The sequence below is a fragment of the Sphingopyxis sp. genome, from assembly GCF_041916015.1.
Lineage (GTDB): Bacteria > Pseudomonadota > Alphaproteobacteria > Sphingomonadales > Sphingomonadaceae > Sphingopyxis.
Map to the genome: position 1 here is coordinate 1 of NZ_JAYSAH010000109.1, position 25447 is coordinate 25447.

Consider the following 25447-nt stretch of genomic DNA (forward strand, 5'->3'; position numbering starts at 1 on the left):
CGGCGCCGAAATCATCCTGATCAAGGGCGCGACGCCGATCCCGTTCAAGCTGCTGACGATCACCGCCGGCTTCATCCACATGAATTTCTGGACTTTCCTGTGGGCGAGCCTCGCCAGCCGGGCCTTTTCGTTCATGCTCGTCGGAATCCTGTTCCGGCTGTTCGGGGCGCCGATCAAGGCGTTCATCGACAAATATCTGATGTGGGTCGCAGGCGCCTTCCTGGTCGCGGTGGTCGCGGGTTTCCTGATCATCGGCGCGCTGTCGGGGAATAAGGGCGAAACGAAAGCCGACAAGTGCAGCGGCGCCACGCTGCAGAGCATGGGGCTAGAGCAAACCTAGCCTATAAAAACCTCATCATTGCGAGCGAAGCGAAGCAATCCAGGGCGGTTTATGCAAGCTCTGGATTGCCGCGTCGCTTCGCTCCTCGCAATGACGAGGATTGGAACGGCTACTCGTTCGCCGCCTGGTGCAGCCAGTCGGCGTGGCGCGGCGCCTTCTTGGTCCGGCTCCATTCTTCCAGCATCAGCGGCGCGACGCGGCGGAGTTCGGCATATTGCTCGTCGGTGCCGATGTCGCACGCGAGCTCGACGCGGTGGCCGTTGGGGTCGAAGAAATAGATCGACTTGAAAATGCCGTGATGCGTCGGCCCGAGCACATCGATGCCGTTGGCGGTCAGATGCGCCTTCGCCGCGACCAGCTCGTCATAGCTGCCGACCTTGAACGCGAGATGCTGGACCCACTGCGGGGTATTCTCGTCGCGGCCCATGGCGGGCTGGTTCGGCAGCTCGAAGAAGGCGAGGATATTGCCGTTCCCTGCGTCGAGGAAGACGTGCATGTAGGGATCATATTCGCCGGTCGAGGGCACATGATCCTCGGCGAAGGCGGTCGTGTAGGTCATGCCGAGCATGCGCTCGTACCAGTCGACCGTCTCCTTCGCATCCTTGCAACGATAGGCGGCGTGGTGGACACCGCCCAATTTGATCGGCGATTGGCTGGTCATCTTACCCAACTCCGTTCGTGCTGAGCTTGTCGAAGCACCGTTCTTCTCTCTTCTCCAAAAGAGAAGGACAGCCCTTCCCCCGGACTTGATCCGGGGTCAGGACGAACGGTGGAAGGATCAAGCGTTCTCTTTGACCTCAAGCGCGCCGCGGCGAATCTGGTCGAGTTCCATCGACTTGAACAGCGCGGTGAAATTGCCTTCGCCGAAGCCCTCATCCTTCTTGCGCTGGATGAATTCGAAGAAGACCGGGCCGATCACGGTCTGTCCGAAGATCTGGAGCAGCAAGCGCGGATCGCCCTCGGTCGTCGAACCGTCGAGCAGCAGGCCGCGCGACTTGAGTTCGTCGACCGGCTCGCCGTGGCCGGGCAGGCGCTCGGCGAGCAACTCGTAATAGGTTTCGGGCGGCGGCGGTGCGAAGGGATTGCCGAAGCCCTTGAGCTTGTCCCATGCGGCGTAAAGATCGTCGCACGCGAAGGCGATGTGCTGAATGCCCTCGCCATTATAGGCACGCAGATATTCCTCGATCTGGCCGCCGCCGCCCGCGCCTTCCTCGTTCAGCGGGATGCGGATCTTGCCGTCGGGCGCGGTCATCGCCTTCGAGGTGAGGCCGGTATATTCGCCCTTGATGTCGAAATAGCGAATCTCGCGAAAGCCCGCGATGCGCTCGTAGAAAGCGGCCCAATGCGCCATGCGGCCACCATAGACATTGTGGGTCAGGTGATCGATGACTTTGAGCCCCGCGCCGACCGGATGACGATCGACGCCCTCCTCATAAACGAAATCGATATCGTAGATGCTGAGATCGTCGGCCCCCGTTTTTCCTTCATAGCGGTCGATGAGGTAGATGATCGAGCCGCCGATGCCGCGGATCGCGGGGATGCGGAGCTCCATCGGGCCGGTCTTGACCTCGACGGGCTCGGCGCCGCGCGCGATTGCCTCGGCATAGGCCTTCGCGGCGTCGCGCACGCGCCAGCCCATGCCACACGCCGAGGGACCATGCTCCGCGGCGAAATAGGCTGCGGGCGATTTGGGTTCGTAATTGGCGATCAGGTTGATTCCGCCCTGGCGCCACAACTGGACATCCTTCGAACGGTGGCGCGCAATGCGGGTGAAGCCCATGCGTTCGAATACCGGGCCGAGAACACCCTTCTCGGGGGCCGAAAATTCGACGAACTCGAAGCCGTCTAGGCCCAGCGGGTTTTCGAACAGGTCGGCCATCTTACATTCCCCATATAGTTTCAATTGAAACTAGTATGATGGATTGCCGGGCCGGAGTCAATGCGCGCCTCCTCGTCATGCCGGACTTGATCCGGCATCCATCGCAACATCGGTCGAATGGACCCCGGATCAGGTCCGGGGTGACGAAATGGATCAGGCCGCAGCCGCTTCGATCGCCTCGAGCGCGTCCATCCAGGCCGCCTCGACACGTTCCAGCTCGGACGCGAGCTTGCCGCGACGCTGCGACAGATCGCCCATCGTCAGCTTCGCCAGCGCAGGCTCGGCGCTGGCGGGGTCGAACATCGCGCGGTCGAGCGCGCTGATCTGCTGCGCGAGCTTCGCCGCGCGCGCCTCATGATCCTTGGCCGACTTGCGGAGCGCCGCCTGCGCCTCGCGCGCCTTCGCAGCTTCCTGCCGCGCGGACTTGGCATCCTTCGGCTTCGCGGGCGCCCCCTTGGCATCGTCGTTCGCGGCCGATTTGCCGAGGATGAAGGCGACATAATCGTCCATGCTGCCATCGAAATCGCGCGCCGTCCCGCCATCGACGAGCACCAGCCGGTCGGCGCTGAGTTCGAGCATATGACGGTCGTGGCTGACGACCAGCACCGCGCCGTCGAAACCGTTCAGCGCCTGCACCAGCGCCTCGCGCGCATCGACGTCGAGGTGGTTGGTCGGCTCGTCGAGGATCAGCAGGTGCGGCGCCTCGCGCGTGATCAGCGCGAGCGCGAGCCGCGCGCGCTCGCCGCCCGACAGCTTGCCGACCTCGGTCGTCGCCTTGTTCCCGGTGAAGCCTAAGCGCCCCAGTTGCGCGCGCACCGCGCCCGGCGTCTTGCCCGTCATCACGCGCGTCATATGGCCGAGCGGCGTGTCGGCGCCGTCGAGTTCCTCGACCTGATACTGGGTGAAATATCCGACGCGCATCTTGCCCGCGACGTTCATCGCGCCATCCTCGGGCTTCAATTGCGCCGCGAGCAGCCGTGCGAGCGTCGTCTTGCCGTTACCGTTGCGGCCGAGCAGCGCGATACGGTCGTCGGGATCGATCCGCAGGTTAAGGCGCGACAGCACCGGCTCGCCCGGCGCATAGCCGACGCTCGCGAGGTCGAGCGTGATCAACGGCGGCTTCAATTCGTCGCCGGGGCTGGGGAAATCGAAGACGAGACTGGGATCTTCCGAAATCGCGGCGATCGGCTGCATCCGCGCGAGTTGCTTGGCGCGCGACTGCGCCTGCTTCGCGGTCGAAGCACGGGCGCTGTTGCGCGCGATATAGTCCTGCAATTTCGCGCGCTGCGCATCCTGCGCCGCCTTGGCGGCCGCGAGTTGCGCCGCGCGTTCGGCACGCTGGCGCTCGAACGCGTCGTAACCGCCCGCATAGAGCGTCACCTTGCCGCCTTCGAGGTGCAGGATATGATCGACGACATTGTTGAGCAGGTCGCGCTCGTGGCTGATCACGACGAGCTGGCCCGGATAGGCACGCAGGAAGCTTTCGAGCCACATCGTTGCTTCGAGATCGAGGTGGTTGGACGGTTCGTCGAGCAGCAGCAGGTCGGGGTTCGAGAAGAGCAAGGCGGCGAGCGCGACGCGCATCTTCCACCCGCCCGAAAAGCTGTCGAGCGGCTGCCCCTGCATATCCTCGTCGAAGCCGAGCCCGATCAGGATGCGCGCGGCGCGCGCGGGCGCGGTATAGGCGTCGATCGCGATCAGCCGCTCGTGGATGTCGGCGAGCGCGTCGGGGTCGGTTTCGGTCTCCGATCGCACGAGCAACTCGGCACGTTCGGTGTCGGCGGCGAGCACCGTCTCGAACGGGGTCGCGGTGCCGCTCGGCGCTTCCTGCGCGATGTAGCCGACGCGGGTGCGACGCGGCATTTCGATGCCGCCGTCGTCGGCCTCGAGCTGGCCGATCATCACCTTCATCAGGGTCGATTTGCCCGCGCCGTTGCGGCCGATCAGCCCGGTGCGGCTCTTCGGGGGCAGGCTCGCGCTCGCGCGGTCGAGGATGGTGCGCCCGCCGAGGCGCACGGTAAGGCCGTTGATCGTCAGCATGGGCGCGCCCCTAGCACGCGGCGCGGCTAGTGCGAAGCGCCCATCGACACCTCCTTGGGCCGCGGCGCGAACCACACCGCGATCGCGGCAATCACGAAGATCACCCCCGCCGCGAGGAACAGGTGCAGCACCCCGAGGGTCGCCGCCTGCCCTTCGACCAGCCGGTCGAGCACCCCGCGCGCCTGCTCGGCAGTGAGGCCCGCATTCTGGAGCGAGGTCAGCGCCGCATCGGGATTGTTCAGCGCCGAGGCGAGCTCCGACCGCGAGACGCGGCTCGCATCGTCCCACGCCGTCGTCGCGATCGCGGTGCCGACCGCGCCGCTCAGCGTGCGCAGGAAACTCATCAGCCCCGCCGCCGAGGTCTGGACATGTGCGGGCACCGAGCTCAGCGCGAGCGCGGTCAGTCCGACGAAGAAGAAGGGCATGCCCATGCCCTGCAGAATGTGCGGAAACGCGAGGGTCCAATAGCCGACATCGGCGTTCCAGCTTGCGCGCAGCACCGAGGTCAGCGCCATCCACAGGATGCCGGCCGAGATCGAGATGCGGATGTCGATCTTGCCGATTATCCCCGCCGCGACCGGCGACAGCAGCACCGCGAAACAGCCGAGCCAGGCGACGATGAAGCCGGTTTCGGTCGCGGTATAGCCGACCACCTGTTGCAGCCAGAGCGGCGTCAGCACGACCTGCGAGAAGAAGGCGCCAAAGCCCAGCGATATGGCGAGGGTCGCGAAGCTGAAGCCGCGGAAGCGGAAGACGCGGAGGTCGACGACCGGATTGGCATCGGTCAATTCCCAGATGACGAAGGCGGCGAAGCTGATCGCCGCGACGATCGCCAGCATGACGATCCACGCCGATCCGAACCAGTCATGCTCGCGTCCGGTATCGAGCATGATCTGGAAAGCACCGACCGAGACGACAAGCAGGACCAGGCCGATCACGTCGATCCGCGCCTTGATACGCTTGGTCTCGAACGCGCCGAGCATGCTGCCGACGCCGAAAGCACAGAGCGCGACCACCGGCAGGTTGATGAAGAAGATCCACGGCCAGCTCCAATTGTCGCTGATCACGCCCCCCAGAATGGGCCCGAGGATCGGCGCCGTGGTGGTCGTCATTGCCCAGATCGCGAGCCCCGCGCCGGCCTTTTCCTTCGGGAAGATGCGCAGCAGCAGGATCTGCGACAACGGCATCAGCGGGCCGCCCGACAGGCCCTGCAGGACGCGGAACAGGATCAGCGCATCGAGCGTGCGCGCGATGCCGCAAAGGAAGGAGAAGATGCCGAAGCCGATGATCGAGATGATGAACCAGCGCACCGTCCCGAAGCGCGACGCGAGCCAGCCGGTAAGCGGCACGCTGATCGCATCGGCGACCGCGTAGCTGGTGATCACCCACATTCCTTGCGTGGGCGACACCGCGAGCCCGCCCGCGATGTGGGGGACGGAGACATTGGCGATCGTCGAGTCGAGCACGACGACGAAATTCGCGAGCGCGAGTGCGAAGGCCGCGACGAGCAGCCTGACGCCGGTCAGCGGCTGCGGCTCGTCCGGATTGGCCACGGCAGCGCTGGCCATGTCAGGCCGCCCTTTCGTCAACAAACCCCGTCATTGCGAGGAGCCGAAGGCGACGCGGCAACCTCCAGCCAACGCTCATCCGGATCGATGGCTGGAGATTGCTTCGCTTCGCTCGCAATGACGACGGAAGGGAGGGAAACATCAGTCGTTCCCGCGCGTGTCGATCGTCGCTTCCATCGACAGGCCGACACGGAGCGGATGCGCCTTCAGGTCCCTCGGGTCGAGCGCGATGCGGACCGGCAGGCGCTGCACGACCTTGACCCAGTTGCCGGTCGCATTCTGCGCCGGGATCAACGAAAAGGCCGCGCCGGTGCCGCCGGCAATGCCGACCACCTTGCCGCGATAGACGACATCGCCGCCATAATAGTCGGAGGTGAGCTCGACCGGCTGGCCAAGGCGGATGCGCCTGAACTGGCTTTCCTTGAAATTGGCATCGACATAGGCGGTCGCGACCGGGACGATGATCATGATCGGCGCACCCGCGGCGATCCGCTGGCCGACCTGCACCTGCCGGTTGGTGACGACGCCGTTGACCGGCGCACGGATCACCGTGCGTTCAAGGTCGAGCCGCGCCTTGTCGAGCCGCGCCTGTGCCGCCGCAACATCGGGGGCGGTGTCGATCGTCGTGCCGCGCACGACCGCTTCGGCGGCGCCGAGATCGCCGCTCGCCGAGCCGCGTGTCGCTTCGGCCGACGCGATTCCCGCCGCCGCAAGGTCGCGCGCTGCACCCGCCGACGCCAGTGCGGTGCGCGCCGCGGTCAGTTCCTCGGCCGATACCGCGCCGGTTCCAGCGATGCTCTCGCGCCGCGCGAGTTCGGCGCGCGCCTTGGCGACCGCGGCGTCGGCGTCGCGCAGACGGGCGCGGGCCTGCGCGATCTCGGCGCCGCGCGCGCTCACGCGCGCGCGCGCCGCATCGGCGTTCGCGCTCGACTGGCCGTAACGCTGGCGCGCCTGGCGCAGCGCCGCTTCGGCGTCGGCAACGGCGATCCGCTGGTCGGCATCGTCGAGGATGACGAGGACGTCGCCCTTCTTGACCACCTGCGTGCCGCTGACCCGCACCTCCCTGACCGGGCCCGAGACGAGCGCGGTCACCGTCGCCGAATCGGCGCCGACATAGGCATTGTCGGTCGAGACGCGCCCCGCCTGGGTCAGAAAATACCAGATGCCCCAGATCGCCGCGAGCGACACAACGACGATCGCGAGAATACGCAGCAGCTTCTTGCGCTTCGCCATCGCTTCGCCATTGCCGGGAGCAGAAAGTTCGGGGAGAGCCTCGCTCCTTGGCGCAGCCGTATCGTCGGCCATCGTCATTCTCCTGTCTGGGTCTGGTAGCCGCCGCCGAGCGCGCGGATCAGGGCGATATCAAGGGAGAGCCGGCGCGCCTCGAGGTCGGTGACCTGCCGCGCGAGCTGGGTCATGCTGTCTTCGGCGACGAGCTGTTCGAGCTGGTTCGACAGACCGGCCCGATAGCGCAGCCCCGCGAGCCCGGCCGCGTCGGTCGCGGCCTTGAGCGCGTCCTGCCGGTCGGCAAGCTGGCGCGCGATCGCCGCGCGGCTCGCGACGATATCGGCAACGTCGCGCAGCGCCGCGATCAGCGTGCGGTCATAATCGGCGACCGCACTGTCGAACTCGGCGCGCGCACCGCGATAGCGGCCCGCGAGTCGCCCGCCGTCGAAGATCGGCAGGCTGATCGCAGCGCCGAAATTGCCATAATCCGATCCCGACTTGAACAGGTTGGAAAGACCGAGCGACTGAAGCCCGACGAGCGCCGACAGATTGATGTTCGGATAGAAATCGGCGCGCGCGACGTCGATGCGCTTCGCCGCCGCCTCGGCGCGCAGCCGCGCCGCGACGATGTCGGGACGGCGCCCGACGAGGTCGATCCCCGCCTGCGGCGGCAGGCCGATCCCCGGCGAAGCGAGCGTCGGGCGCTGGATCGCGAGCCCGCGGTCGGGTCCGGCGCCGACGAGCGCGGCGAGCCGGTGGCGCGTCGTCGCGATCGCTTCCTCGAGAGCGGCGACGTCGGCTCGCGCCGATGCCGCGCGGCTTGTCGCCTGGCGCTCGGCCGACTGGTTCTCGATCCCCGCCGCGGCGCGCTGGCCCGAAATACCGGCACTCGCGCCGCGCACGCGCACGGCTTCCTTCGCGACGTCAAGCGCGTGATAATAGCCCGCGAGGTCGGCATAGGCCGAAGCAATTCCGGTTGTCAGCACCAGCCGTGCCTGTGCTTCGTCAACGCGCGCGGCCTCTGCCTCCGAGGTCGCGGCGGCGAGCGCGGCGCGATTCTTGCCCCACAGGTCGAAATCGAGGCTGAAGGTCGCGGCGACATGGCCGGTATCCCGGATGCCGTCAGGAACGAAGGCGGGCGGGATACCCAGATTCTTGCTCTGCTGGGTGCCGCCCGCGCTGCCCTCGACTCCCACACGCGGCAGCAGCGCCGCCCCCGCCTGCTGCGCCAGTGCCTCGGCGGCGCGGACGCGCGCCGCGGCGGTCGCCATGTCGGGCGAGCCCTTCAGCCCCTCGGCGATCAGCGTGTCGAGCTGGGGATCGCCGAAGCCCTGCCACCAGCCTTCAACCGGCCACATGCCGGTCGAATCGGCGAAGCTCGCCGACGACTCGAGCGATGCGGCGGCGGTCGGAACGGGTTTCGGTCCAAGCTCGGGAACGCTCGCGCAGGCCGAAAGCAGCCCGAAAACTGCGCCCAAAACAAGGGGAGAGGGGGAGAGTCGATAAGGCATGGAATCCAACGATACTAGCTGGTATCATGCATCCTTGAACCCCGGAGAATGCGTTGTCAATCGAAATGATACCAGACAGTACGGTTGTGTTGGACGACGCTGCCGCCGCGCGGCGCAAGGCGTTCGTCGACGCGGCGCGCGAGGCCTTCTTCACCAACGGCTATGCCGGGACGACGATGTCGTCGATCGCCAGCAAGGTCGGCGGCTCGAAAACCACGCTCTGGAGCTATTTTCCCTCAAAGGAGGATTTGTTCGAAGCGGTGGTCGATGACATCGTCGAGCAATATGGCGATGCGCTCGCAGTCGACCTGCCGCTCGACGAGCCGGTACCCGAGGTGCTGCGCCGCTTTGGCAATCTGCTCATGACCAAGCTCACCGCGACACCGATCCTGTCGCTCTTCCGCCTCGTCGTCGGTGAGGCCGAGCGCTTTCCGCATCTCGCCAAGACCTTCTATGATCGCGGCCCGCGCCGCGGCAAGGCCCGCGCCGCCGAGTGGGTCGCCGAAAAGATGGCGCGCGGCGAGCTGCGAATGGGCAACCCACTGCGCGCGGTACAGCATTTCACCGGCCTCTGTCAGTCGGGCCTCTATCAGTTCGCGGTGCTCTGCCTGCCCGAGGGCCGCGACTTGGGCCGCCTCGCCGCCGAGATCGACGACGCGGTCGACATCTTTTACCGCGCGTGGAAGCCCGACGCCTGACTCGCCTTCCCCACAACTCCACGGTTGCCAAAATTCCGCGCTGCGCTATGGGCGGCGGCGCGGGGCGATGTCCCGCATGATCGCGCCGGTGCCCCACGAGGGGCTTAAAAGGGAATGCGGTGAGAAGGCCCAGCCTTCGAATCCGCGGCTGTCCCTGCAACTGTAAGCGGCGAGCGCGATGCACAGGCGCGAATTCATTCGGGCCAGCCACTGGGGAAACCTGGGAAGGCGTGCATCGGGCCCCGACCCGCGAGCCAGGAGACCTGCCGGCGTGGGTCGCTTATGCCTGAGGTCCAGGGAAAGGCCGGGGCACGGAGACCTTCCGTCGAGCGACGACAAGCGGTGGCACCGCTTCGGTGTCGGGGTCGCGGTCTTTCACGCCGCCGGCTGGCCCGGACATCGGTCGAACGCAGGCGCGTTTCGGCAGGTTCCGCCTTCGTTGCCGGCGTCGGGGGGACTCCCATGTTGAAGCCTGTCACTCTTTCCTTGATCCTGTCGTCTGCGGCGACGCCCGCCTTTGCCCAGACCGGCACGCCAGCCGACGATATCGTCGTCACCGCCTCGGGCATCGAACAGCCTCGCGACGAGGTGGGGCAGGCGATCACCGTCATCGACGCCGAAACAATTGCCAAACGCCAGACGATCGATGTCGTCGATCTGCTCGCCACCACCCCCGGCGTGCGCTTCAATCGCAACGGCAGCATCGGATCGGTCGCGGGTGTGTCGCTGCGCGGCGCCGAGACGACGCAAACGCTGGTGCTGATCGACGGCGTCAAGGTCAACGACCCGAGCGGCATCGGCGACGGCTATGATTTCGGACCGCTGCTGACCGGCAACATCAGCCGGATCGAGGTGCTGCGCGGATCGAACTCGGTCGTCCACGGCAGCCAGGCGATCGGCGGCGTCGTCAGCCTGACGACTGCCACCCCCGCCGAGGGGTTCGCCGCGAATGCTGCTGCTGAATATGGTTATAGCGACACCGCGAGCGCCCGGGCCGACGTGTCGGGCACTGCGGGCGCGGTGTCGGGCGGCATCGGCGCGGCCTGGTTCCGCACCGACGGTATTTCCTCGGCCGCGACCGGCACCGAAAGGGACGGCTACAAGAATTTCGCCGGCAACGCGCGCCTGAAAATTGCGCTTGGCGATGCGCTGAGCCTCGACCTGCGCGGCTACTATATCCACGCCGACCTCGACTATGACAGCTTCTTCGGCCCCCCGGCGGACAGCGCCGACATCGCCAAGCTCGACCAATATGTCGGCTATGCGGGCCTCAATCTCGCGCTGTTCGGCGGCCGCTTCACCAGCCGCGCGGCGGTGACGTGGCTGCGCAACGACCGCGACTATTATTTCGTGCGCGGGACCGCGCCCGGCTATGGCTATTCGGGCAGCAACCTGCGCTTCGAATATCAGGGCGTCGTCACGCCGGTCGACCGCGCGAAGCTGATCTTCGGCTATGAGCACGAACGCCCCGACTATGATTTCTTCGGCTTCGGATCGACCGACAGCCAGCGCGCGAACATCGACAGCGTCTATGCGCTGGGGATCGTCCAGCCGTTTGCCGGCCTGTCGCTGACCGGCGGCGTGCGCCACGACGACCACAGCCAGTTCGGCGGCGCGACGACCTTCGGCGCCAACGCCAACTACTCCCCCAACGGCGGTGCGACCAATTTCCGCGCGAGCTATGGCGAGGGGTTCAAGGCACCGTCGCTCTATCAGCTCTACGACAGTTTCAGCGGCAATGCGGCGCTGCGGCCCGAACGCTCGAAAGGCTATGACCTCGGCATCGATCAGAGCCTTGCGGACGGCCGCGCGCAGCTTTCGCTCACCGCTTTCCTGCGCAACACCACCGACCAGATCAACTACGACAACGCCACCTTCACCTACGGCAATATCGACCGCACCCGTGCCAAGGGGGTCGAAGCGACGCTGGCGCTGCGGCCGGTCGACGCGCTGAACATCACCGCCTCCTACTCCTATATCGACGCCCGCGACCGCTCGGGGCGGCCCGGCTTCGACGGCAAGCGCCTTCCCCGCCGCGCCGAGCAGGCGATCAGCCTGTCAGCCGATTACGACTGGTCGTTCGGCCTCTCGACCGGCGCGACGCTGACGCTGGTCGGCGACAGCTTCGACGACGCGGCGAACCTCGTCCCGCTCGACGGCTATGCAATCGCCGGCATTCGCGCGTCCTTCCCCGTTGGCGGGCATGTCGAGATATACGGCCGCGTCGATAATCTGTTCGACGCCGATTATGCGACCGCCGCGGGCTACGGCGTCTATGGCCGCGCCGCCTATGGCGGCGTCCGGCTGAGCTTCTGACCGTGAAGCCGCGCACCGACGCCGAGCACAAGGCGAAGATGCAGAAGGTCCAGGCCGCGCAGGCGAAGAAGCTGGCGGCCAAGACGGTCGAAAAGGGGCTGGTGATCGTCCACACCGGCCGCGGCAAGGGCAAGAGCTCGGCCGCCTTCGGCATGGCGATCCGCGCGATCGGGCACGGGATGAAGGTCGGCATCGTCCAGTTCGTCAAGGGCGCGATGGCGACCGGCGAGCGCGCGGTGTTCGACCGCTTTCCCGAGCTTGCCGCGTTCAAGCCGATGGGCGAAGGCTTCACCTGGGATACGCAGGACCGCGCCCGCGACATCGCGGTCGCGCGCGAGGCGTGGGAGGAAGTGAAGCGGATGATCGCCGACCCCGGCTACAAGATGGTCATCGCCGACGAGCTCAACATCGTGCTGCGCTATGACTATCTTCCCATCGACGAGGTGCTTGCAGCGCTTGCGACGAAACCCGCGATGACCCATGTCGTGATCACCGGCCGCAATGCCCCGCAGGCGCTGATCGACGCCGCCGACCTCGTCACCGAAATGGCGCAGATCAAACATCCTTTTCGCGAGCAGAATGTCCGCGCGCAGGCGGGAGTCGAGTTCTGATGCGCGCGGGGCTCGCCGCCGCCCTGCTGCTGGCGGGCGCGGGAACGCTGTGGGCGGCGGCGCCCGCAGGCAAGGCGAAATCGCCCGCGACCCCGCAGCGGATCGTCTCGGTCAATCTCTGCGCCGATCAGCTTGTCCTCGCGCTCGCCGACCGCGGGCAGATCGCGGGGTTGACCCACAATGCCGCCGATGCCGAATTGTCGGCGGCGTCGGCGAAAGCACGCGGACTGCCGCTCCTCGGCAATTCGGCCGAGCAGATACTGGCGATCGACCCCGATCTGGTCGTCGGGATGCCCGCGAGCCGCAGTGCCGCGCTCGCCGCGCTGCCCGGCCGGACCTATCCGCTGCTCGATCTCGACACCGCCGACCGGCTGGGTCAGATCTACGCCTCGATCCGCGCGACAGCGAGGGCGGTCGGGCATGCAGAGCGCGGCGAGACGCTCGTCGCGAAGATGGAGCGCGACCTTGCGGGGCTCCCGAAGCCGGGGCGCGGGCGCGTCGCCGCTTATTATCAGCGGCGCGGATACATGACCGGCACCGGCACGCTGATCGACGAGCTGATGACCCGTCTCGGCCTCGTCAATCTCGCCGGCAAGCTCGGCAAGCCGCCACTTTCGCAGCTCAGCCTCGAGGAGATGGTGGCGGCGCAGCCCGATTTCCTGATCGTCGAAAGCGCGACCGACACGATCACCGACCAGGGCAGCGAAATGCTCCACCATCCGGCGCTGAAAAATATTCCGCGCATCAGCATCCCGCAGGCATGGACCGTATGCGGTAGCCCCGAATATACGGTCGCCGCGCGCAGCATCGCGCGCCAGATCGCGGCGATCGACGGAGGACGGCGATGACGCGCTGGGCATTGATCGCCGCGCTGGCGGCGCTGACCCTTGCGGCCGCGATCGCCTCGCTGCTGTTCGGCCCCGTCGACCTGTCGCTCGCGCGCCTCGCCGCGGCGGCGAGCGGACATGGCGATCCGGTCGCCGCGACAATCCTCTTCGAGCTCCGCTTGCCGCGCACCTTGCTGGCGCTGATCGTCGGCGCGGCGCTCGGCCTGTCGGGCGCCGCCTTGCAGGGCTATCTGCGCAATCCGCTTGCCGAGCCTTCGGTGCTCGGCACGTCGAACGCCGCCGCGCTCGGCGGGGTCGCCGCGCTCTATTTCGGCTTCGCACAGATCCACCCCGCCGCGCTGCCCCTGCTGGCGGTCGGCGGCGCGCTGGTGTCGCTCGCGCTGCTGTTCGCGCTCGCGGGGCGGTCGGAAAGCCCGCTGACGCTGATCCTTGCCGGCATCGCGGTGGGCACGCTCGCGGTCGCGGGCACCAGCCTCGCGCTCAACCTGTCGCCGAATCCCTTCGCGGCGATGGAGATCATGACCTGGCTGCTCGGCAGCCTCGAGAACCGGTCGTTCCAGCATGTCTGGATCGCGCTGCCCTGCGTCGTCATCGGCACGGCGATGCTGTTGTGGAACGGCCGCGCGCTCGATGCGCTGACGCTCGGCGAGGATGCGGCGCAGGCGCTCGGCGTCGACATAAGGCGGATGCGGCTCCGCCTGCTCGTCGGCACCGCGATCGCGGTCGGCGGCGCGGTCGCGGTGTCGGGGGCGATCGGTTTCGTCGGGCTGATCGTCCCCCACCTGATCCGCCCGCTCACCGACCGCAGCCCGTCGGCGATCCTCCTCCCCTCGGCGATCGGCGGCGCGGCGCTGCTGACCCTCGCCGACCTCGGCGTGCGGATCATCCCGACGACGAACGAATTGAAGCTCGGCGTCGTCACCGCCTTTCTCGGCGTACCGGTCTTCCTCGTCCACCTGATGCGGGAGAAACGGCTGTGGTGACGATCGCGCTCGGAAATCTCGGCGTCGCGCTCGGGCGCCGGTCCGTCGTCAAGGAGGCGAGCGCCACCTTCGCGCCGGGGACACTGACCGGCATCGTCGGCCCCAACGGCGCGGGCAAGTCGACGCTGGCGCGCGCGATGCTCGCGCTCGTCCCCGCGACCGGCGCGGTGCACATCGACGGCATCGACGCCGCCGCGATGCCGCGCGCCGATCTCGCCCGCCGCATCGCCTATCTGCCGCAGGGTCAGACCTTGCATTGGCCGCTGACCGTCGAGCGGCTCGTCGGGCTCGGCCGCCTGCCGCACCTCGCGCCGATGTCGCGCATCGGCGAGATCGACACCGCCGCGATCGAGCGCGCGATGGCGCGCGCCGATATCCTGCCCCTCCGCCACCGGATCGCGACCGAATTGTCGGGCGGCGAACGCGCCCGCGTGCTTTTCGCGCGGGCGCTCGCGGTGGAGGCGCCGGCCTTGATCGCCGACGAACCGCTCGCCAGCCTCGACCCCGGTCACCAGATCGACGCGATGGACCTGCTCCGCACCGAGGCCGGCGCGGGCAGGCTGGTGATCGCGGTGCTCCACGACCTCACCATGGCGGCACGCTATTGCGACCGGCTGCTGATCGTCGACGGCGGCCGGATCGTCGCCGACGGCACCCCGCGCGATGTGTTGACCCCCGCGTTGCTGCGCGCCGTCTATGGCATCGATGCGCGGGTCGAGAGCAACGGCGACTGGCCAACGGTAACGACGCTCGGGCGCGCACGGTGAATGCGGCGATGCGGTTCGCCGAACAAGGCTATGCCGCCATGCCGCTGTTCGACCCCGCGAGCATCCTCGCGGCGCGCGAGGACATCGCCGGGCATATCGACCGCGTGTCGCGCGCGCTCTACCTGCCGTTCGAGCAGACCTGTCCCGACGCCCCGCTGACCGAGCGAATCGACCGGATTTACGCCCATGAACGCAGCATCGCGAACCTGCTCCGCGTCGCGGTGTGCACCGACGCGCATCGCGGACCACGACTGCAGGCGCTGGCGAACGACCCGAAGCTGATCGCGGCGGCCGAGGCGCTTTGCGGTCGCAAACTCGCGGGCAGGATCGCCCGTGTCCGCGCCAGCATCGCCTGCTTTCCCGAGCATCGCCACGCCTGGCACAGCGATGTCGCGCGCGACGACGGCACCGGCTGCGGCAAGGTGCTGGTCACCGCCTGGATTCCGCTCGGCGACGCCGGGCCAGAGAGCGGCGGGCTGGAGGTCGCGGCGGCACGCCAACCCGCGCCGCTCGGCGAGAAAACGAACGAAGGCTTCGAAATTCCCGAATATCGCCTCGCCGGACTGCCGCGCGTCCGGCCCGAATGCCCCGCCGGCACCGTGCTGTTCCTCGACCGCTTCACCCCGCACCGCACCCTGCCGGCGCGCGCCACGCGCTTCGCGCTCGTCGTGTGGATGAAAGCCGCCTGACCGCTGCTGCAACGCAGCAATTGACCGCTACCCCCATAGTGCGTTAGGGGCGCGACCAGCGACAGGTTCCCCGAAAGGGGATCAAAAGGGAACGGGGTGCAAGACCCCGGCTGCCCCTGCAACTGTAAGCGGAGAGCCATCGGGCCACATGCCATTGGGACTTACGTCCCGAGAAGGCGGCCCGGACCGGCACCGACCCGCGAGCCAGGAGACCTGCCCGTCGCCGTCGTCTTTCGTGCGGACAGGGTGTGCCGGGCGGACGGGGAGTGAACCCGAGCGACGACAAAGGTGGCCGTGCGCGCGCACGGGCCGATGTCGTGCGTCCCTGTGGACGGGCTCCATCGACCCTGCGCGCAAGCGGCCTTGTCGATGGGGTTATCCATGTTCAGGACTGTTTTTCGTACCACGCTTTCCGTGGCCGCCATCGCGGCCGCGCTGCCCGCTTTCGCCGACGAAGCCGCCGACGCCGACAGCATTGTCGTCACCGCGACGCGCGCGCCGCTGACGCTCGACGAGATTCCTTCATCGGTGGCCGTACTCGACAAGGCGGCGATCGACCGCAGCCAGGATATCGGCGTCACCGAATTGCTGCTTCGCACCCCGGGCATCAGCGTGTCGCGCAACGGCGGCTATGGCACCTCGACCTCGCTCCGCATCCGCGGTGCCGAATCCGATCATACCGTCGTGGTGATCGACGGGGTGAAACTCAACGATCCCTCATCGACCGGCGGCGGCTTCAACTTCGCCAATCTGCTCGCCGGCGACATCGCGCGGATCGAGGTGCTGCGCGGGCCGCAATCGATCCTGTGGGGCAGCCAGGCGATCGGCGGCGTGGTCAATGTCGTCACCGCGACCCCCGAAAAGCCGCTCGAAGGCAGCTTCGACATCGAGGCGGGATCGCGCGACACGGTCAGCGCGCGCGGCGCGATCAGCGGCCGCACCGGCCCGCTCGCGTGGCGCATCGGCGGCCAGCGCTTCACCACCGGCGGCATTTCCTCCTTTGCCAAGGCGTTCGGCGGGAAGGAGCGCGACGGTTATCGCAATTACAATCTGTCGGGCCGCGCCGAGCTGGCGCTCGCCGACACTATCAGCATCGACCTGCGCGGCACCTATGCGAGCGGGCGGGTCGAGTTCGATGGCTTCAGCGCCGACAGCGCCGATTATGGGCTGAGCAAGGAGTTCGTCGGCTATGCGGGCTTGAACGTCGGTCTCGCCGACGGGCGCTTCCGCAACCGGATCGCCTATGGCTATACCGACACCAATCGCGACAATTTCAACCCGACGCGTGCGCGGCCGCGAAGCTTCGAGGCCGACGGCCGCAACAGGCGCTGGGAATATCAGGGCAGTTTCGCCATCAGCGACCGGATTCAGGCGATCTTCGGGGTCGAGAATGAACGCTCCACCTTCCGCAGCCGCTCGCCTTCGGGGTCGCTCGCGACGCCGCTCCCCGCCTTCGCGCGCGGCAAGGCCGAGATCACGAGCGCCTATGGCCAGCTCAGCGTCGAGCCGGTCGAGGGGCTGACGCTGAACGGCGGCGTCCGTTACGACGACCACAATCGCTACGGCGGCCAGACCCTGTTCGCCGCAGGCGGCGTGTGGCGGTTCGTCACCGGAACCGTGCTGCGCGCGAGCTATGGCGAAGGCTTCAAGGCACCCTCGCTCTACCAATTGTTCAGCGAATATGGGAACGGCACGCTCGATCCCGAGGAAGCGCATGGCTGGGAAGCGGGGATCGAGCAGCATCTGTTCGATCGCAAGCTGGTCGTCGGCGCCACCTGGTTCGACCGCAAGACGGTGAACCAGATCGTCTACAACGGCTGCTCGCCGGGTTCGACCGACCCGCTCTGCTCCGTTCCCGGCGACCCCACGACGCCCCGCTTCGGCTATTATCTGAACATCGCGCGCAGCGAGGCGCACGGGGTCGAGACGGCGGCGGCGCTGTCGCTCGGCGGGCTGACAGTGGGCGGAAATTATAGCTGGATCGTCGCCGAGGACCGCTCGCCGGGTGCCAATTTCGGCAAGTGGCTGCCGCGCCGGCCGCGCGAAACCGCCAATGCGTCGGCGAGCTATGCCTTCGGTTTCGGGCTGGAACTCGGCGCGGCAGTGCGCTGGTCGGGCAAGAGCTACGACAATGCCAGCAACGCGCAGCGGCTGGACGACTATACGCTCGTCGACCTGCGCGCCGAGCTCAAGCTGTCGGACAATGTGAAGCTGTTCGCGCGCGCCGAGAATATCTTCGACGAGGAGTATATGACCGCCTATCGCTACGGCACGCTCGGCCGCAGCATCTATGCCGGTATCCGGGGGCGGTTCTGATGGCGCGCGCGCTTTCGGACCGCGGCGCGTCGATGCTGTGGATCTCGCTGCTGACCGCGGCGAGCACGGGGACCACCCTGCTGCTCGCCTGCGCGACGCCCTTTCCCGCGCTTGCGGCGCTCGCCGCGGTGCATATGCGACCGCGCGACGGCATGGCGCTGATGCTGCTCGCCTGGGCGGCGAGCCAGGCGGTGGGCTTTGGCCTGCTTGGCTACCCGCACGATCCGCTGACGCTCGGCTGGGGCGTCGCGCTCGCGACCGCCGCGGTCGGTTCGGTGCTCGCGGGCTATGCGGTCCTCGGCATGTTGGGCAAGGTCGCCATCGCGGCACGGCTGGCAACCGCCTATGGCGCTGCATTCGCCGCGTTCAAAAGCATCATCGCGCTATGGGCACTGGCGCTCGGCGGGCTTCATACCGCCGCCGCGCCGGGCTTGCTCGCCGAGCAGTTCGCGCGCAACGGCGCGATCCTCGTCGGCCTGTACCTTCTCTACCGCATCCTCGTCGCGGTGGGCGTTCCGGCGCCGCCGCAGCGCGAAGCGGCGGCGGCCTGATGCTGACGCGCGTCGATCCCGGCCCGGCGGTGGTTGCCTGCTCGACCTGCCGCCTCAGCCGCGACGCGCGCTCGGATGGTGAAGGCGTGGCGGGCGGCGCCCGCCTGATCGAGGCGTTGCAGCGAGTGAAAGCCGGCGATCCGCGCTACGCTGGCATCGCGGTGCAGGCGATGCCGTGCCTGTTCGCCTGTCAGGATCATTGCGCCGTTCATCTGCGCGCCGAAGGCAAGATCGGTTATGTCCTCGGCCGCTTTGTACCCGGCGATGAAGCAGCGCGCGCGATCCTCGACTATGCCGTCCATCATGCGGCCAGCGATCATGGCCGTGTGGCTTATGCGGACTGGCCGGAAGGCGTCAAAGGCCATTTCATCGTTCGCACCCCGCCAGCAGGATATGTCGCCGAATGATCTTTCCCTCGCTTGCCGCGTTCGAGGCCGCGCTCACCGGTCTGCGCCATCCCGACGCCGCCGCCGAAGCCGCGGCGCGAGCCCGGCAGGCGCAGCTCACCAAGCCCGCCGGATCGCTCGGCCGGCTCGAGGAGATCGCGATCTTCTTCGCCGGCTGGCAGGGCCGCGAGCGCCCGCGTATCGAGCGCGGCCGCGCGGCCGTCTTCGCAGGAAATCATGGCGTCACCATCCACGGCGTGAGCGCCTTTCCGGCGAGCGTCACCGAACAGATGGTCGCCAATTTCGCTGGCGGCGGCGCCGCGATCAACGCGCTGTCGGGCACCGCGGGCCTGGAATTGCGGGTCGTCTCGCTCGACCTCGACCGGCCGACCGCAGACTTCACCGCCGCGCCCGCGATGGATGAAACCGAATGCCTTGCCGCGCTGAACGCCGGAGCCGCGACGGTCGAACGGGGCCTCGACCTTCTCGTCCTCGGCGAGATGGGGATCGGCAATTCGACCGCTGCGGCGGCGCTCTGCGCGCGGAGTTTCGGCGGCAGCGCGACCGACTGGGTCGGCCCCGGCACCGGCATCGATGCCGAAGGCGTCGCGCGAAAGTCCAGGGTGGTGACGCGCGCCCTCGCCTTTCACGATCATGCGTCCCGCACGGCGTTCGAGACGCTGCGCCGCGTCGGGGGGCGTGAGATCGCCGCGATCGCCGGCGCGGCACTGCGCGCGCGGCAGCTCGGCATTCCGGTGCTGCTCGACGGCTTCATCTGCGGCTCGGCAATCGCGCCGCTCGCCGCCGGAAATCCCGCGATCACTGCGCATTGCCTCGCCGGCCATTGCTCGGCCGAACCGGGACATGCGCGCCTGCTGGACCGACTCGGCCTCGACCCGATCCTTTCGCTCGGCATGCGGCTCGGCGAGGGAAGCGGCGCCGCGGTCGCGGCCAGCGTAGTCCGCGCTGCACTCGCGGCGCATGGCGGCATGGCGACCTTCGAAGAGGCGGCGGTCGCCGCTGCGCTATGACGGGCTTCGCCCTCCATTTGCTGCGCCATGGCGCGCCCGTGCAGCCCGGTCTGTTCATGGGCCGCACCGATGGCGTGCCGACGACAGAAGGCATCGACGCCTGCGCCCGGCAGGCCGCAGGCGTCGGGGTGCGGCGGCTGATCGCGTCCGACAAGCAGCGCTGCGCACGCGCCGCCAAAGCCATCGGTGAAGCGCAGGGTCTCACGCCAACGCTGGATGCGCGCTGGCGCGAACTCGATTTCGGAAGCTGGGAAGGACAGGCGGCAAGCGCGATCGAACCCGAGGCGCTTGGCCGCTTCTGGGCCGATCCCGACCTCCATCCGCCCCCCGGCGGTGAGCGCTGGGGATCGCTCGCAGCGCGCGTGTCGGACGCGATTGATGCGCTGGCGCCCATGGACACACTCGTCGTCACCCACGGCGGCGCGATGCGTGCGGCGCTTCACCATCTTTGCGGTTTCGACCCGCACCAGCTCTGGGCCTTCGATCTCCCCTATGGCGCGCTGCTCTCGCTCCGCATCTGGCGCGGCGATCGACCGGGCGCGCAGATCATCGGGCTGCGCATATGAAAGGGCTCATCATTGCGATCCAGTTCCTCACCCGGCTGCCGACGCCGCGGCTCGCCGTGTCGAGCGCCGAATTCGCGGCCTCGATGCGCTGGTTCCCCGCGGCCGGCCTGATCGTCGGCGCGCTCGTCGCGGGAGGCGCCTTCGTCGGCGCGCAGATCGACCCGTGGACCGGCGCGCTCGCCGCGCTGCTGCTCTGGGTCGCGGTCACCGGCGCGCTTCATCTCGACGGACTCGGCGACATCGCAGACGCGAGCGGCGGCGCCCATAAGGCGCGCGGACCGCTGTCCGCCCTCGAGGATCGCGAGCGCCTCCTCGCCGTGCTCGCTGACCCGCACATCGGCAGCTTCGCGGCCGTCGCGATCGGGCTGCAACTGCTCGCCAAGCTGGTGCTGATGCACAGCTTGGTCGAGGCACGGGCCTTCGCCCCGATCGCGCTGGTTCCCTTCGCGGCGCGGATCGGCCCGCTGGTCTGGTCGCGCTGGCTGCCCGATCTCCACAGCGGTCTCGGCTCGAAATTCCGCGGCGCGGTGCGGCCGATCGATCTCGGCATCTGGGCCGTGTTGCTCGCCGCTTCGGCGCTCCTCTCCCCCTCGCTGTTCGCCGTCCCGCTCGTCTTTCTGCTCTGGGGCTGGTGGCTGCGTCGCCGGATCGGCGGCATCTCGGGCGACGGCCATGGCGCGGGGATCGAAATCACCGAAAGTCTGTTGCTGCTCGCGGCGCTGGTCTGGGCGCATATCGCATGACCGCCGCTCCCGACTGGAATTGGCACGGCGGCGCGGTCGAAGCCGCGAAACGGCATTTCGGCGGCGGAAACCGCCCGTGGCTCGACCTGTCGACCGGGATCAATCCGCATTGCTGGCCGGGCGCCGATACGATCGCGATCGACTGGCACCGCCTCCCGGAGCGCGAGGCACTCGCCGGGTTGGAAGCTGCGGCCGCGGCCCATTTCGGCGCCGCCCCCCACCATGTCTGCGCGGTTCCCGGCAGCGAGGTGGGCCTCCGCCTCATCGGCCGAATCCTCGGCGGCGCGGCGCATCATGTCGCGCCCTCCTATCGCACCCATGGCGAGATGTTCGCTGGCACCGCACCGATCGCTCGCGGCGAAGCGCGCGCCTTCGCGGGCACGCTGGTGCTGGCCAATCCGAATAATCCCGACGGGCATGTCACCGACACGGCAAGCTTCGACGCGATGCTCGCCGGACGCGAAGGCTGGCTGCTCGTCGACGAGGCTTTCGCCGACTGCGATCCGGCGGCCAGCGTGGCGCACCGCGTTCAAGATGAGGCACCCCTGATCGTTTTCCGCTCCTTCGGCAAATTCTTCGGGCTCGCGGGTGTGCGGCTCGGTTTCGTGATCGCCCCGGCCCCGGTTCTAGCTCCGCTGCGCGCCCTGCTCGGCGCCTGGCCGGTTTCGGCCGCCGCGATCGCGATCGGCGCCGCCGCCTATCGCGATCGCGGCTGGGTCGAGGCGATGCGCGAGCGGCTGTTCGGGGAAGCGGCTGCGCTCGATGCCATGCTGGGCCGCCATGGCTTCGCTCCGAAGGGCGATTGCCCCTTGTTCCGGCTCATCGACACCGACGACGCCTATGACCTGTTCGACCGGCTCGCCCGTGCCGCGATCCTGACGCGTCCGTTCGCCGACCAGCGGCGCTGGCTGCGCTTCGGACTTCCCGGGAGTGGCGAAGCGCTCGATCGTCTCGACGCCGCGCTCGCATATGATTGAGCCGGTCGCTTTGACGGCGCTCGCGCTCGATGCCGCGCTCGGCTGGCCGGCGCCGCTCTATCGCCGCGCCGGTCATCCCGTCAGGCTGTTCGCGCGGCTGATCGATCACTGCGAGGCGAGCTGGAACCGGCCCGATGCCAGTTTCCGGGCGCGCCGCACGCTCGGCGTGGTCACGCTTCTGCTGGTCCTGCTCGTCGCGGGCGGCGGGGCGGTCGCCCTCGAAACGCTTCTGACGCGCATGTGCGGGAGCTTCGCCTGGATCGGCATCGCGCTTCTCGCCTGGCCCGCGCTCGCGCAGCGCAGCCTGTTCGATCATGTCCGCGCGGTTGCGACCGCGCTCGATGGCGTGGATTTGCCCGCCGCCCGCACCGCCGTCGGCGCGATCGTCGGCCGTGACACCGTCACGCTCGATGAAAGCGGCGTTGCGCGCGCGGCGATCGAGAGCCTCGCCGAAAGCTTCTGCGATGGCGTCGCCGCGCCGCTCTTCTGGTTGCTCCTGCTCGGCTTGCCGGGGGTCTGGGCGTATAAGGCGATCAATACCGCCGACAGCCTGATCGGCCACCGCGAGGCGCGCTGGCGTGCCTTCGGCTGGGCGGCGGCGCGCGCCGACGATCTCGCCAATCTGGTCCCCGCGCGGCTTGCGGGGATTCTGCTCTGCCTTGCCGGCGGGGGATGGCGCATCATGTTTCGCGACGCCGGCAAGCACGCCTCGCCCAACGCCGGCTGGCCCGAAGCCGCGATCGCGGGGGCACTCGGGCTTCGCCTCGCCGGACCGATCGCTTATGACGGAGTCATGCACGCGAAGCCCTGGATCGGCGATGGACGCACGAACGCGTCAGCCCACGACATTCGTCGCGCGCTGCGCCTCTATGTCCTTGCTTGCCTGCTGCTGTGGCCGATCGCCGGGGGGCTCGCATGGGCGCGCTGATGCTGCAGGGCACCGGGTCCGACGTCGGAAAGTCGGTGCTTGTCGCCGGGCTGTGCCGCGCGCTGGCAAACCGGGGGCTGTCAGTCCGCCCGTTCAAGCCGCAAAATATGTCGAACAATGCCGCGGTCACGAGCGACGGGGGCGAGATCGGGCGCGCGCAAGCCTTGCAGGCCCTCGCCTGCCGCGTGCCGCCGCACAGCGACATGAACCCCGTGCTGCTGAAGCCGCAGGCCGACCGCACGTCGCAGCTCATTGTCCACGGCCGCGTGCGCGGCACGCTGGGCGCCGCCAATTTCCGCGAGGCACGGCGTCCGCTGCTCGCGGAAGTGCTCGCCAGCTACGAAAGGCTGCGCGCCGCCGCCGACATCGTGGTCATCGAAGGCGCCGGGTCGCCCGCCGAAATCAACCTGCGCGCTGGCGACATCGCGAACATGGGTTTCGCGCGCGCCGCGAAGGTTCCGGTCGTCCTCGTCGGCGACATCGATCGCGGCGGCGTGATCGCGTCGATCGTCGGAACGAAGGCGGTGATCGACCCCGACGACGCCGCGATGATCCACGGTTTTCTGATCAACAAGTTCCGCGGCGACCCCGCGCTGTTCGACGACGGTTATCGCGAAATCGAGCGGCGGTCGGGCTGGCGCGGATTCGGCGTGATCCCTTGGCTCGACGCGGTGAAGCATCTGCCCAGCGAAGACGCTGTCATCCTCGAACGCGATACTCGCGCTACCGATGGCGCGATCGTCGTCGCCTGCCCGATCTTGCCGCGGATCGCCAATTTCGACGACCTCGACCCGCTGAAGCTCGAGCCCGCGGTGCGGCTGGTGATGGTCGCGCCGGGGCAGCCGATTCCCGCCGGGGCCGCGCTCGTCATCCTGCCGGGGTCGAAGGCGACGATCGCTGACCTTGCTGCGCTACGGAACGAAGGGTGGGACATCGACATCGCCGCGCATGTCCGCCGCGGTGGTCATGTGCTTGGCCTCTGCGGCGGCTATCAGATGCTCGGCCGCCACGTCGCGGACCCCGACAGGATCGAGGGCACGGTGAAAACCGCCGCTGGCCTCGCCATGCTCGATGTCGAGACACGGCTCGCCCCGATGAAGACCCTCCGCGCCGTGACCGGCACCGCGCTCGGCGCGCCGATGCGGGGCTATGAGATGCATATGGGCGAAACGACGGGCGCAGGAACGGCGCGGCCGTTCGCGGCGATCGACGGCCGGCCCGAGGGCGCGGTCAGCACCGACGGCCGGATCATGGGAAGCTATGTCCATGGCGTACTGGCAAGTGCGGACGTGCGCCGCGCCTTGCTTGCGCGCCTCGGCGCCAACGGCGCAGGTCTGGATTATGACGCCGCAGTCGATTCGGCGCTCGACACAATCGCCGCGGCGATCGAGCGCCATGTAGCGGTCGATACGCTGATCGATCTGGCAGCAAGGACACAGGCATGAGCGCGCGAATCCATCTGATTCTCGGCGGTGCCCGATCGGGAAAAAGCCGTCACGCGCAGGCGATCGCCGAAGCGTTCGATGGCGCGCTCGTCTTTATCGCGACCGGCGAGGCGCACGACGCCGAAATGGCGGCGCGGATCGACCGTCACCGCGCCGACCGCGGCGCGCGCTGGCGCACCGTCGAAGCGCCGCTTGCGCTCGCCGAGGCGATCCGCCGGTCGTCGGCGTCCGATCACCTGCTGCTCATCGACTGTTTGACGCTCTGGACCTCGAACCTGATGCACGCCGGTCGCAACGTCGCGGAGACCACCGCCGGACTGATCGCGGCATTGCGGGCCGTACCCGGCCCGGCGATCCTCGTCGCGAACGAGGTCGGGCTCGGCATCGTTCCCGACAATGCTCTTGCCCGCGCCTTTCGCGACGCAGCGGGGCAGATGAACCAGGCGGTCGCGGCGGCGGCCGACCGGGTGACGTTCGTCGCGGCGGGACTGCCGATGATCATGAAGGGATGAGGGCATCATATGGATGCGATTTCGTCGTTCTCACGAAAGCAGGAACTCGGAGCGTTCGCCCGCTGACCCGCACTGCCGCATCCATGACAAAAGAGGAAAGGGAAGGTCCGTTCCCCTCCCCATTTCCCCGCAGGGTGATCGCAAGCGCGGCTCGGGAGCAACAAAAAGCCCGCCAAGTCATCGACCAGGCGGGCTTTTTGTTGGTTGCGGGAGTAGGATTTGAACCTACGACCTTCAGGTTATGAGCCTGACGAGCTACCGGGCTGCTCCATCCCGCGTCAACCATTGCGCGGCGCCGTTTTAGGGGCCGCAAAAACAGCAAAAGGCCGGCATCGCTGCCGGCCTCTAACTTTGTGAATGGGTTTCTTTTCGACCTTACGTCGGCTGCAATGCCTGGCGACGTCCTACTCTTCCAACGCTTAAGCGGTAGTACCATCGGCGCTGTCAGGTTTCACGGCCGAGTTCGAGATGGGATCGGGTGGGTCACTGACGCCATGGTCACCAAGCAATGAAGC

Annotated in this window: 24 protein-coding genes, 1 tRNA gene, 1 rRNA gene and 2 riboswitches; of the genes, 18 read left to right on the forward strand and 8 right to left on the reverse strand. The window is 68.0% G+C overall.

The genetic code is table 11. The features are described from left to right. Positions 1–340: YqaA family protein (locus tag ACE3SL_RS15560; RefSeq protein WP_374526634.1), on the forward strand; the 340-nt coding region annotated here is incomplete at its 5' end. A 109-nt stretch (positions 341–449) separates the two neighbouring features. On the opposite strand, the gene ACE3SL_RS15565 is transcribed toward ACE3SL_RS15560, so the two are convergent. The 6 genes from ACE3SL_RS15565 to ACE3SL_RS15590 all read right to left on the reverse strand — a co-directional run bounded on the left by ACE3SL_RS15565 (position 450) and on the right by ACE3SL_RS15590 (position 8565). After that, positions 450–1001: a VOC family protein gene (locus ACE3SL_RS15565; RefSeq protein WP_374526635.1), complete on the reverse strand. Its 552-nt coding sequence runs from the start codon at positions 999–1001 to the stop codon at positions 450–452. Between the two features lie 117 nt (positions 1002–1118). Beyond that, positions 1119–2219 carry a 4-hydroxyphenylpyruvate dioxygenase gene (hppD, locus tag ACE3SL_RS15570; RefSeq protein WP_374526636.1) on the reverse strand — a complete coding sequence of 367 codons (1101 nt, stop codon included), beginning with the start codon at positions 2217–2219 and terminating at the stop codon, positions 1119–1121. 153 nt (positions 2220–2372) lie between these two features. Continuing rightward, entirely contained in the window at positions 2373–4259 is a 1887-nt protein-coding gene (locus tag ACE3SL_RS15575) for an ABC-F family ATP-binding cassette domain-containing protein (RefSeq protein ID WP_374526637.1), read from the reverse strand. Positions 4260–4285: 26 nt separating this feature from the next. After that, a complete protein-coding gene (locus tag ACE3SL_RS15580) occupies positions 4286–5827 on the reverse strand; it encodes a DHA2 family efflux MFS transporter permease subunit (RefSeq protein WP_374526638.1) in 1542 nt (513 codons plus the stop codon). Between the two features lie 141 nt (positions 5828–5968). Continuing rightward, complete coding sequence (locus ACE3SL_RS15585; RefSeq protein WP_374526639.1) at positions 5969–7132, reverse strand: HlyD family efflux transporter periplasmic adaptor subunit; 1164 nt, start codon at positions 7130–7132, stop codon at positions 5969–5971. Positions 7133–7134: 2 nt separating this feature from the next. Further along, positions 7135–8565 (reverse strand): efflux transporter outer membrane subunit, encoded by a 1431-nt coding sequence (locus ACE3SL_RS15590; RefSeq protein WP_374526640.1) that lies wholly within the window; start codon positions 8563–8565, stop codon positions 7135–7137. An 86-nt stretch (positions 8566–8651) separates the two neighbouring features. On the opposite strand from ACE3SL_RS15590, the gene ACE3SL_RS15595 reads away from it, so the two are divergent. From ACE3SL_RS15595 to cobU, 17 genes are all read left to right on the forward strand, one after another. Next, entirely contained in the window at positions 8652–9263 is a 612-nt protein-coding gene (locus tag ACE3SL_RS15595) for a TetR/AcrR family transcriptional regulator (protein WP_374526641.1), read from the forward strand. Positions 9264–9332: 69 nt separating this feature from the next. Continuing rightward, a riboswitch (cobalamin riboswitch) is annotated at positions 9333–9549 on the forward strand. 176 nt (positions 9550–9725) lie between these two features. Further along, complete coding sequence (locus ACE3SL_RS15600) at positions 9726–11579, forward strand: TonB-dependent receptor plug domain-containing protein (protein WP_374526642.1); 1854 nt, start codon at positions 9726–9728, stop codon at positions 11577–11579. A 2-nt stretch (positions 11580–11581) separates the two neighbouring features. Beyond that, positions 11582–12190: a cob(I)yrinic acid a,c-diamide adenosyltransferase gene (cobO, locus tag ACE3SL_RS15605; protein ID WP_374526643.1), complete on the forward strand. Its 609-nt coding sequence runs from the start codon at positions 11582–11584 to the stop codon at positions 12188–12190. After that, the gene (locus ACE3SL_RS15610; RefSeq protein WP_374526644.1) at positions 12190–13038 is read left to right on the forward strand and encodes an ABC transporter substrate-binding protein; all 849 of its coding nucleotides are present in this window, start codon (positions 12190–12192) and stop codon (positions 13036–13038) included. Before cobO ends, ACE3SL_RS15610 begins: the two co-directional genes overlap by 1 nt. Beyond that, a complete protein-coding gene (locus ACE3SL_RS15615; RefSeq protein WP_374526645.1) occupies positions 13035–14021 on the forward strand; it encodes a FecCD family ABC transporter permease in 987 nt (328 codons plus the stop codon). The genes ACE3SL_RS15610 and ACE3SL_RS15615 overlap by 4 nt, the downstream gene beginning before the upstream one ends. Beyond that, positions 14015–14788, forward strand: coding sequence for an ABC transporter ATP-binding protein (locus ACE3SL_RS15620; protein ID WP_374526646.1), 774 nt, complete (start codon positions 14015–14017; stop codon positions 14786–14788). The genes ACE3SL_RS15615 and ACE3SL_RS15620 overlap by 7 nt, the downstream gene beginning before the upstream one ends. 8 nt (positions 14789–14796) lie before the next feature. Beyond that, positions 14797–15477: a phytanoyl-CoA dioxygenase family protein gene (locus tag ACE3SL_RS15625; RefSeq protein WP_374526647.1), complete on the forward strand. Its 681-nt coding sequence runs from the start codon at positions 14797–14799 to the stop codon at positions 15475–15477. A 46-nt stretch (positions 15478–15523) separates the two neighbouring features. Then, positions 15524–15713, forward strand: a riboswitch (cobalamin riboswitch). A gap of 145 nt (positions 15714–15858) precedes the next feature. Beyond that, positions 15859–17793 carry a TonB-dependent receptor plug domain-containing protein gene (locus ACE3SL_RS15630; RefSeq protein ID WP_374526648.1) on the forward strand — a complete coding sequence of 645 codons (1935 nt, stop codon included), beginning with the start codon at positions 15859–15861 and terminating at the stop codon, positions 17791–17793. Next, entirely contained in the window at positions 17793–18344 is a 552-nt protein-coding gene (locus tag ACE3SL_RS15635) for a hypothetical protein (protein WP_374526649.1), read from the forward strand. The genes ACE3SL_RS15630 and ACE3SL_RS15635 overlap by 1 nt, the downstream gene beginning before the upstream one ends. Beyond that, positions 18344–18751: a DUF1636 domain-containing protein gene (locus ACE3SL_RS15640; protein WP_374526650.1), complete on the forward strand. Its 408-nt coding sequence runs from the start codon at positions 18344–18346 to the stop codon at positions 18749–18751. Before ACE3SL_RS15635 ends, ACE3SL_RS15640 begins: the two co-directional genes overlap by 1 nt. Then, positions 18748–19761 carry a nicotinate-nucleotide--dimethylbenzimidazole phosphoribosyltransferase gene (cobT, locus tag ACE3SL_RS15645; RefSeq protein ID WP_374526651.1) on the forward strand — a complete coding sequence of 338 codons (1014 nt, stop codon included), beginning with the start codon at positions 18748–18750 and terminating at the stop codon, positions 19759–19761. Before ACE3SL_RS15640 ends, cobT begins: the two co-directional genes overlap by 4 nt. Continuing rightward, complete coding sequence (locus tag ACE3SL_RS15650; RefSeq protein WP_374526652.1) at positions 19758–20327, forward strand: histidine phosphatase family protein; 570 nt, start codon at positions 19758–19760, stop codon at positions 20325–20327. Before cobT ends, ACE3SL_RS15650 begins: the two co-directional genes overlap by 4 nt. Then, positions 20324–21070, forward strand: a complete 747-nt coding sequence (locus ACE3SL_RS15655; RefSeq protein ID WP_374526653.1) for an adenosylcobinamide-GDP ribazoletransferase — start codon at positions 20324–20326, stop codon at positions 21068–21070. Before ACE3SL_RS15650 ends, ACE3SL_RS15655 begins: the two co-directional genes overlap by 4 nt. Next, positions 21067–22047: an aminotransferase class I/II-fold pyridoxal phosphate-dependent enzyme gene (locus ACE3SL_RS15660; RefSeq protein WP_374526654.1), complete on the forward strand. Its 981-nt coding sequence runs from the start codon at positions 21067–21069 to the stop codon at positions 22045–22047. Before ACE3SL_RS15655 ends, ACE3SL_RS15660 begins: the two co-directional genes overlap by 4 nt. Next, positions 22040–22975 carry an adenosylcobinamide-phosphate synthase CbiB gene (cbiB, locus tag ACE3SL_RS15665; protein WP_374526657.1) on the forward strand — a complete coding sequence of 312 codons (936 nt, stop codon included), beginning with the start codon at positions 22040–22042 and terminating at the stop codon, positions 22973–22975. Before ACE3SL_RS15660 ends, cbiB begins: the two co-directional genes overlap by 8 nt. After that, positions 22963–24420, forward strand: a complete 1458-nt coding sequence (locus tag ACE3SL_RS15670) for a cobyric acid synthase (protein WP_374526655.1) — start codon at positions 22963–22965, stop codon at positions 24418–24420. Before cbiB ends, ACE3SL_RS15670 begins: the two co-directional genes overlap by 13 nt. Further along, positions 24417–24932 carry a bifunctional adenosylcobinamide kinase/adenosylcobinamide-phosphate guanylyltransferase gene (gene cobU, locus ACE3SL_RS15675; RefSeq protein ID WP_374526656.1) on the forward strand — a complete coding sequence of 172 codons (516 nt, stop codon included), beginning with the start codon at positions 24417–24419 and terminating at the stop codon, positions 24930–24932. The genes ACE3SL_RS15670 and cobU overlap by 4 nt, the downstream gene beginning before the upstream one ends. Positions 24933–25133: 201 nt before the next feature. On the opposite strand, the gene ACE3SL_RS15680 is transcribed toward cobU, so the two are convergent. Both ACE3SL_RS15680 and rrf read right to left on the reverse strand, forming a co-directional pair. Continuing rightward, a tRNA-Met gene (locus tag ACE3SL_RS15680) sits at positions 25134–25210 on the reverse strand. Positions 25211–25323: 113 nt separating this feature from the next. Next, positions 25324–25438, reverse strand: a 5S ribosomal RNA gene (rrf, locus tag ACE3SL_RS15685). Positions 25439–25447: the final 9 nt, after the last annotated feature.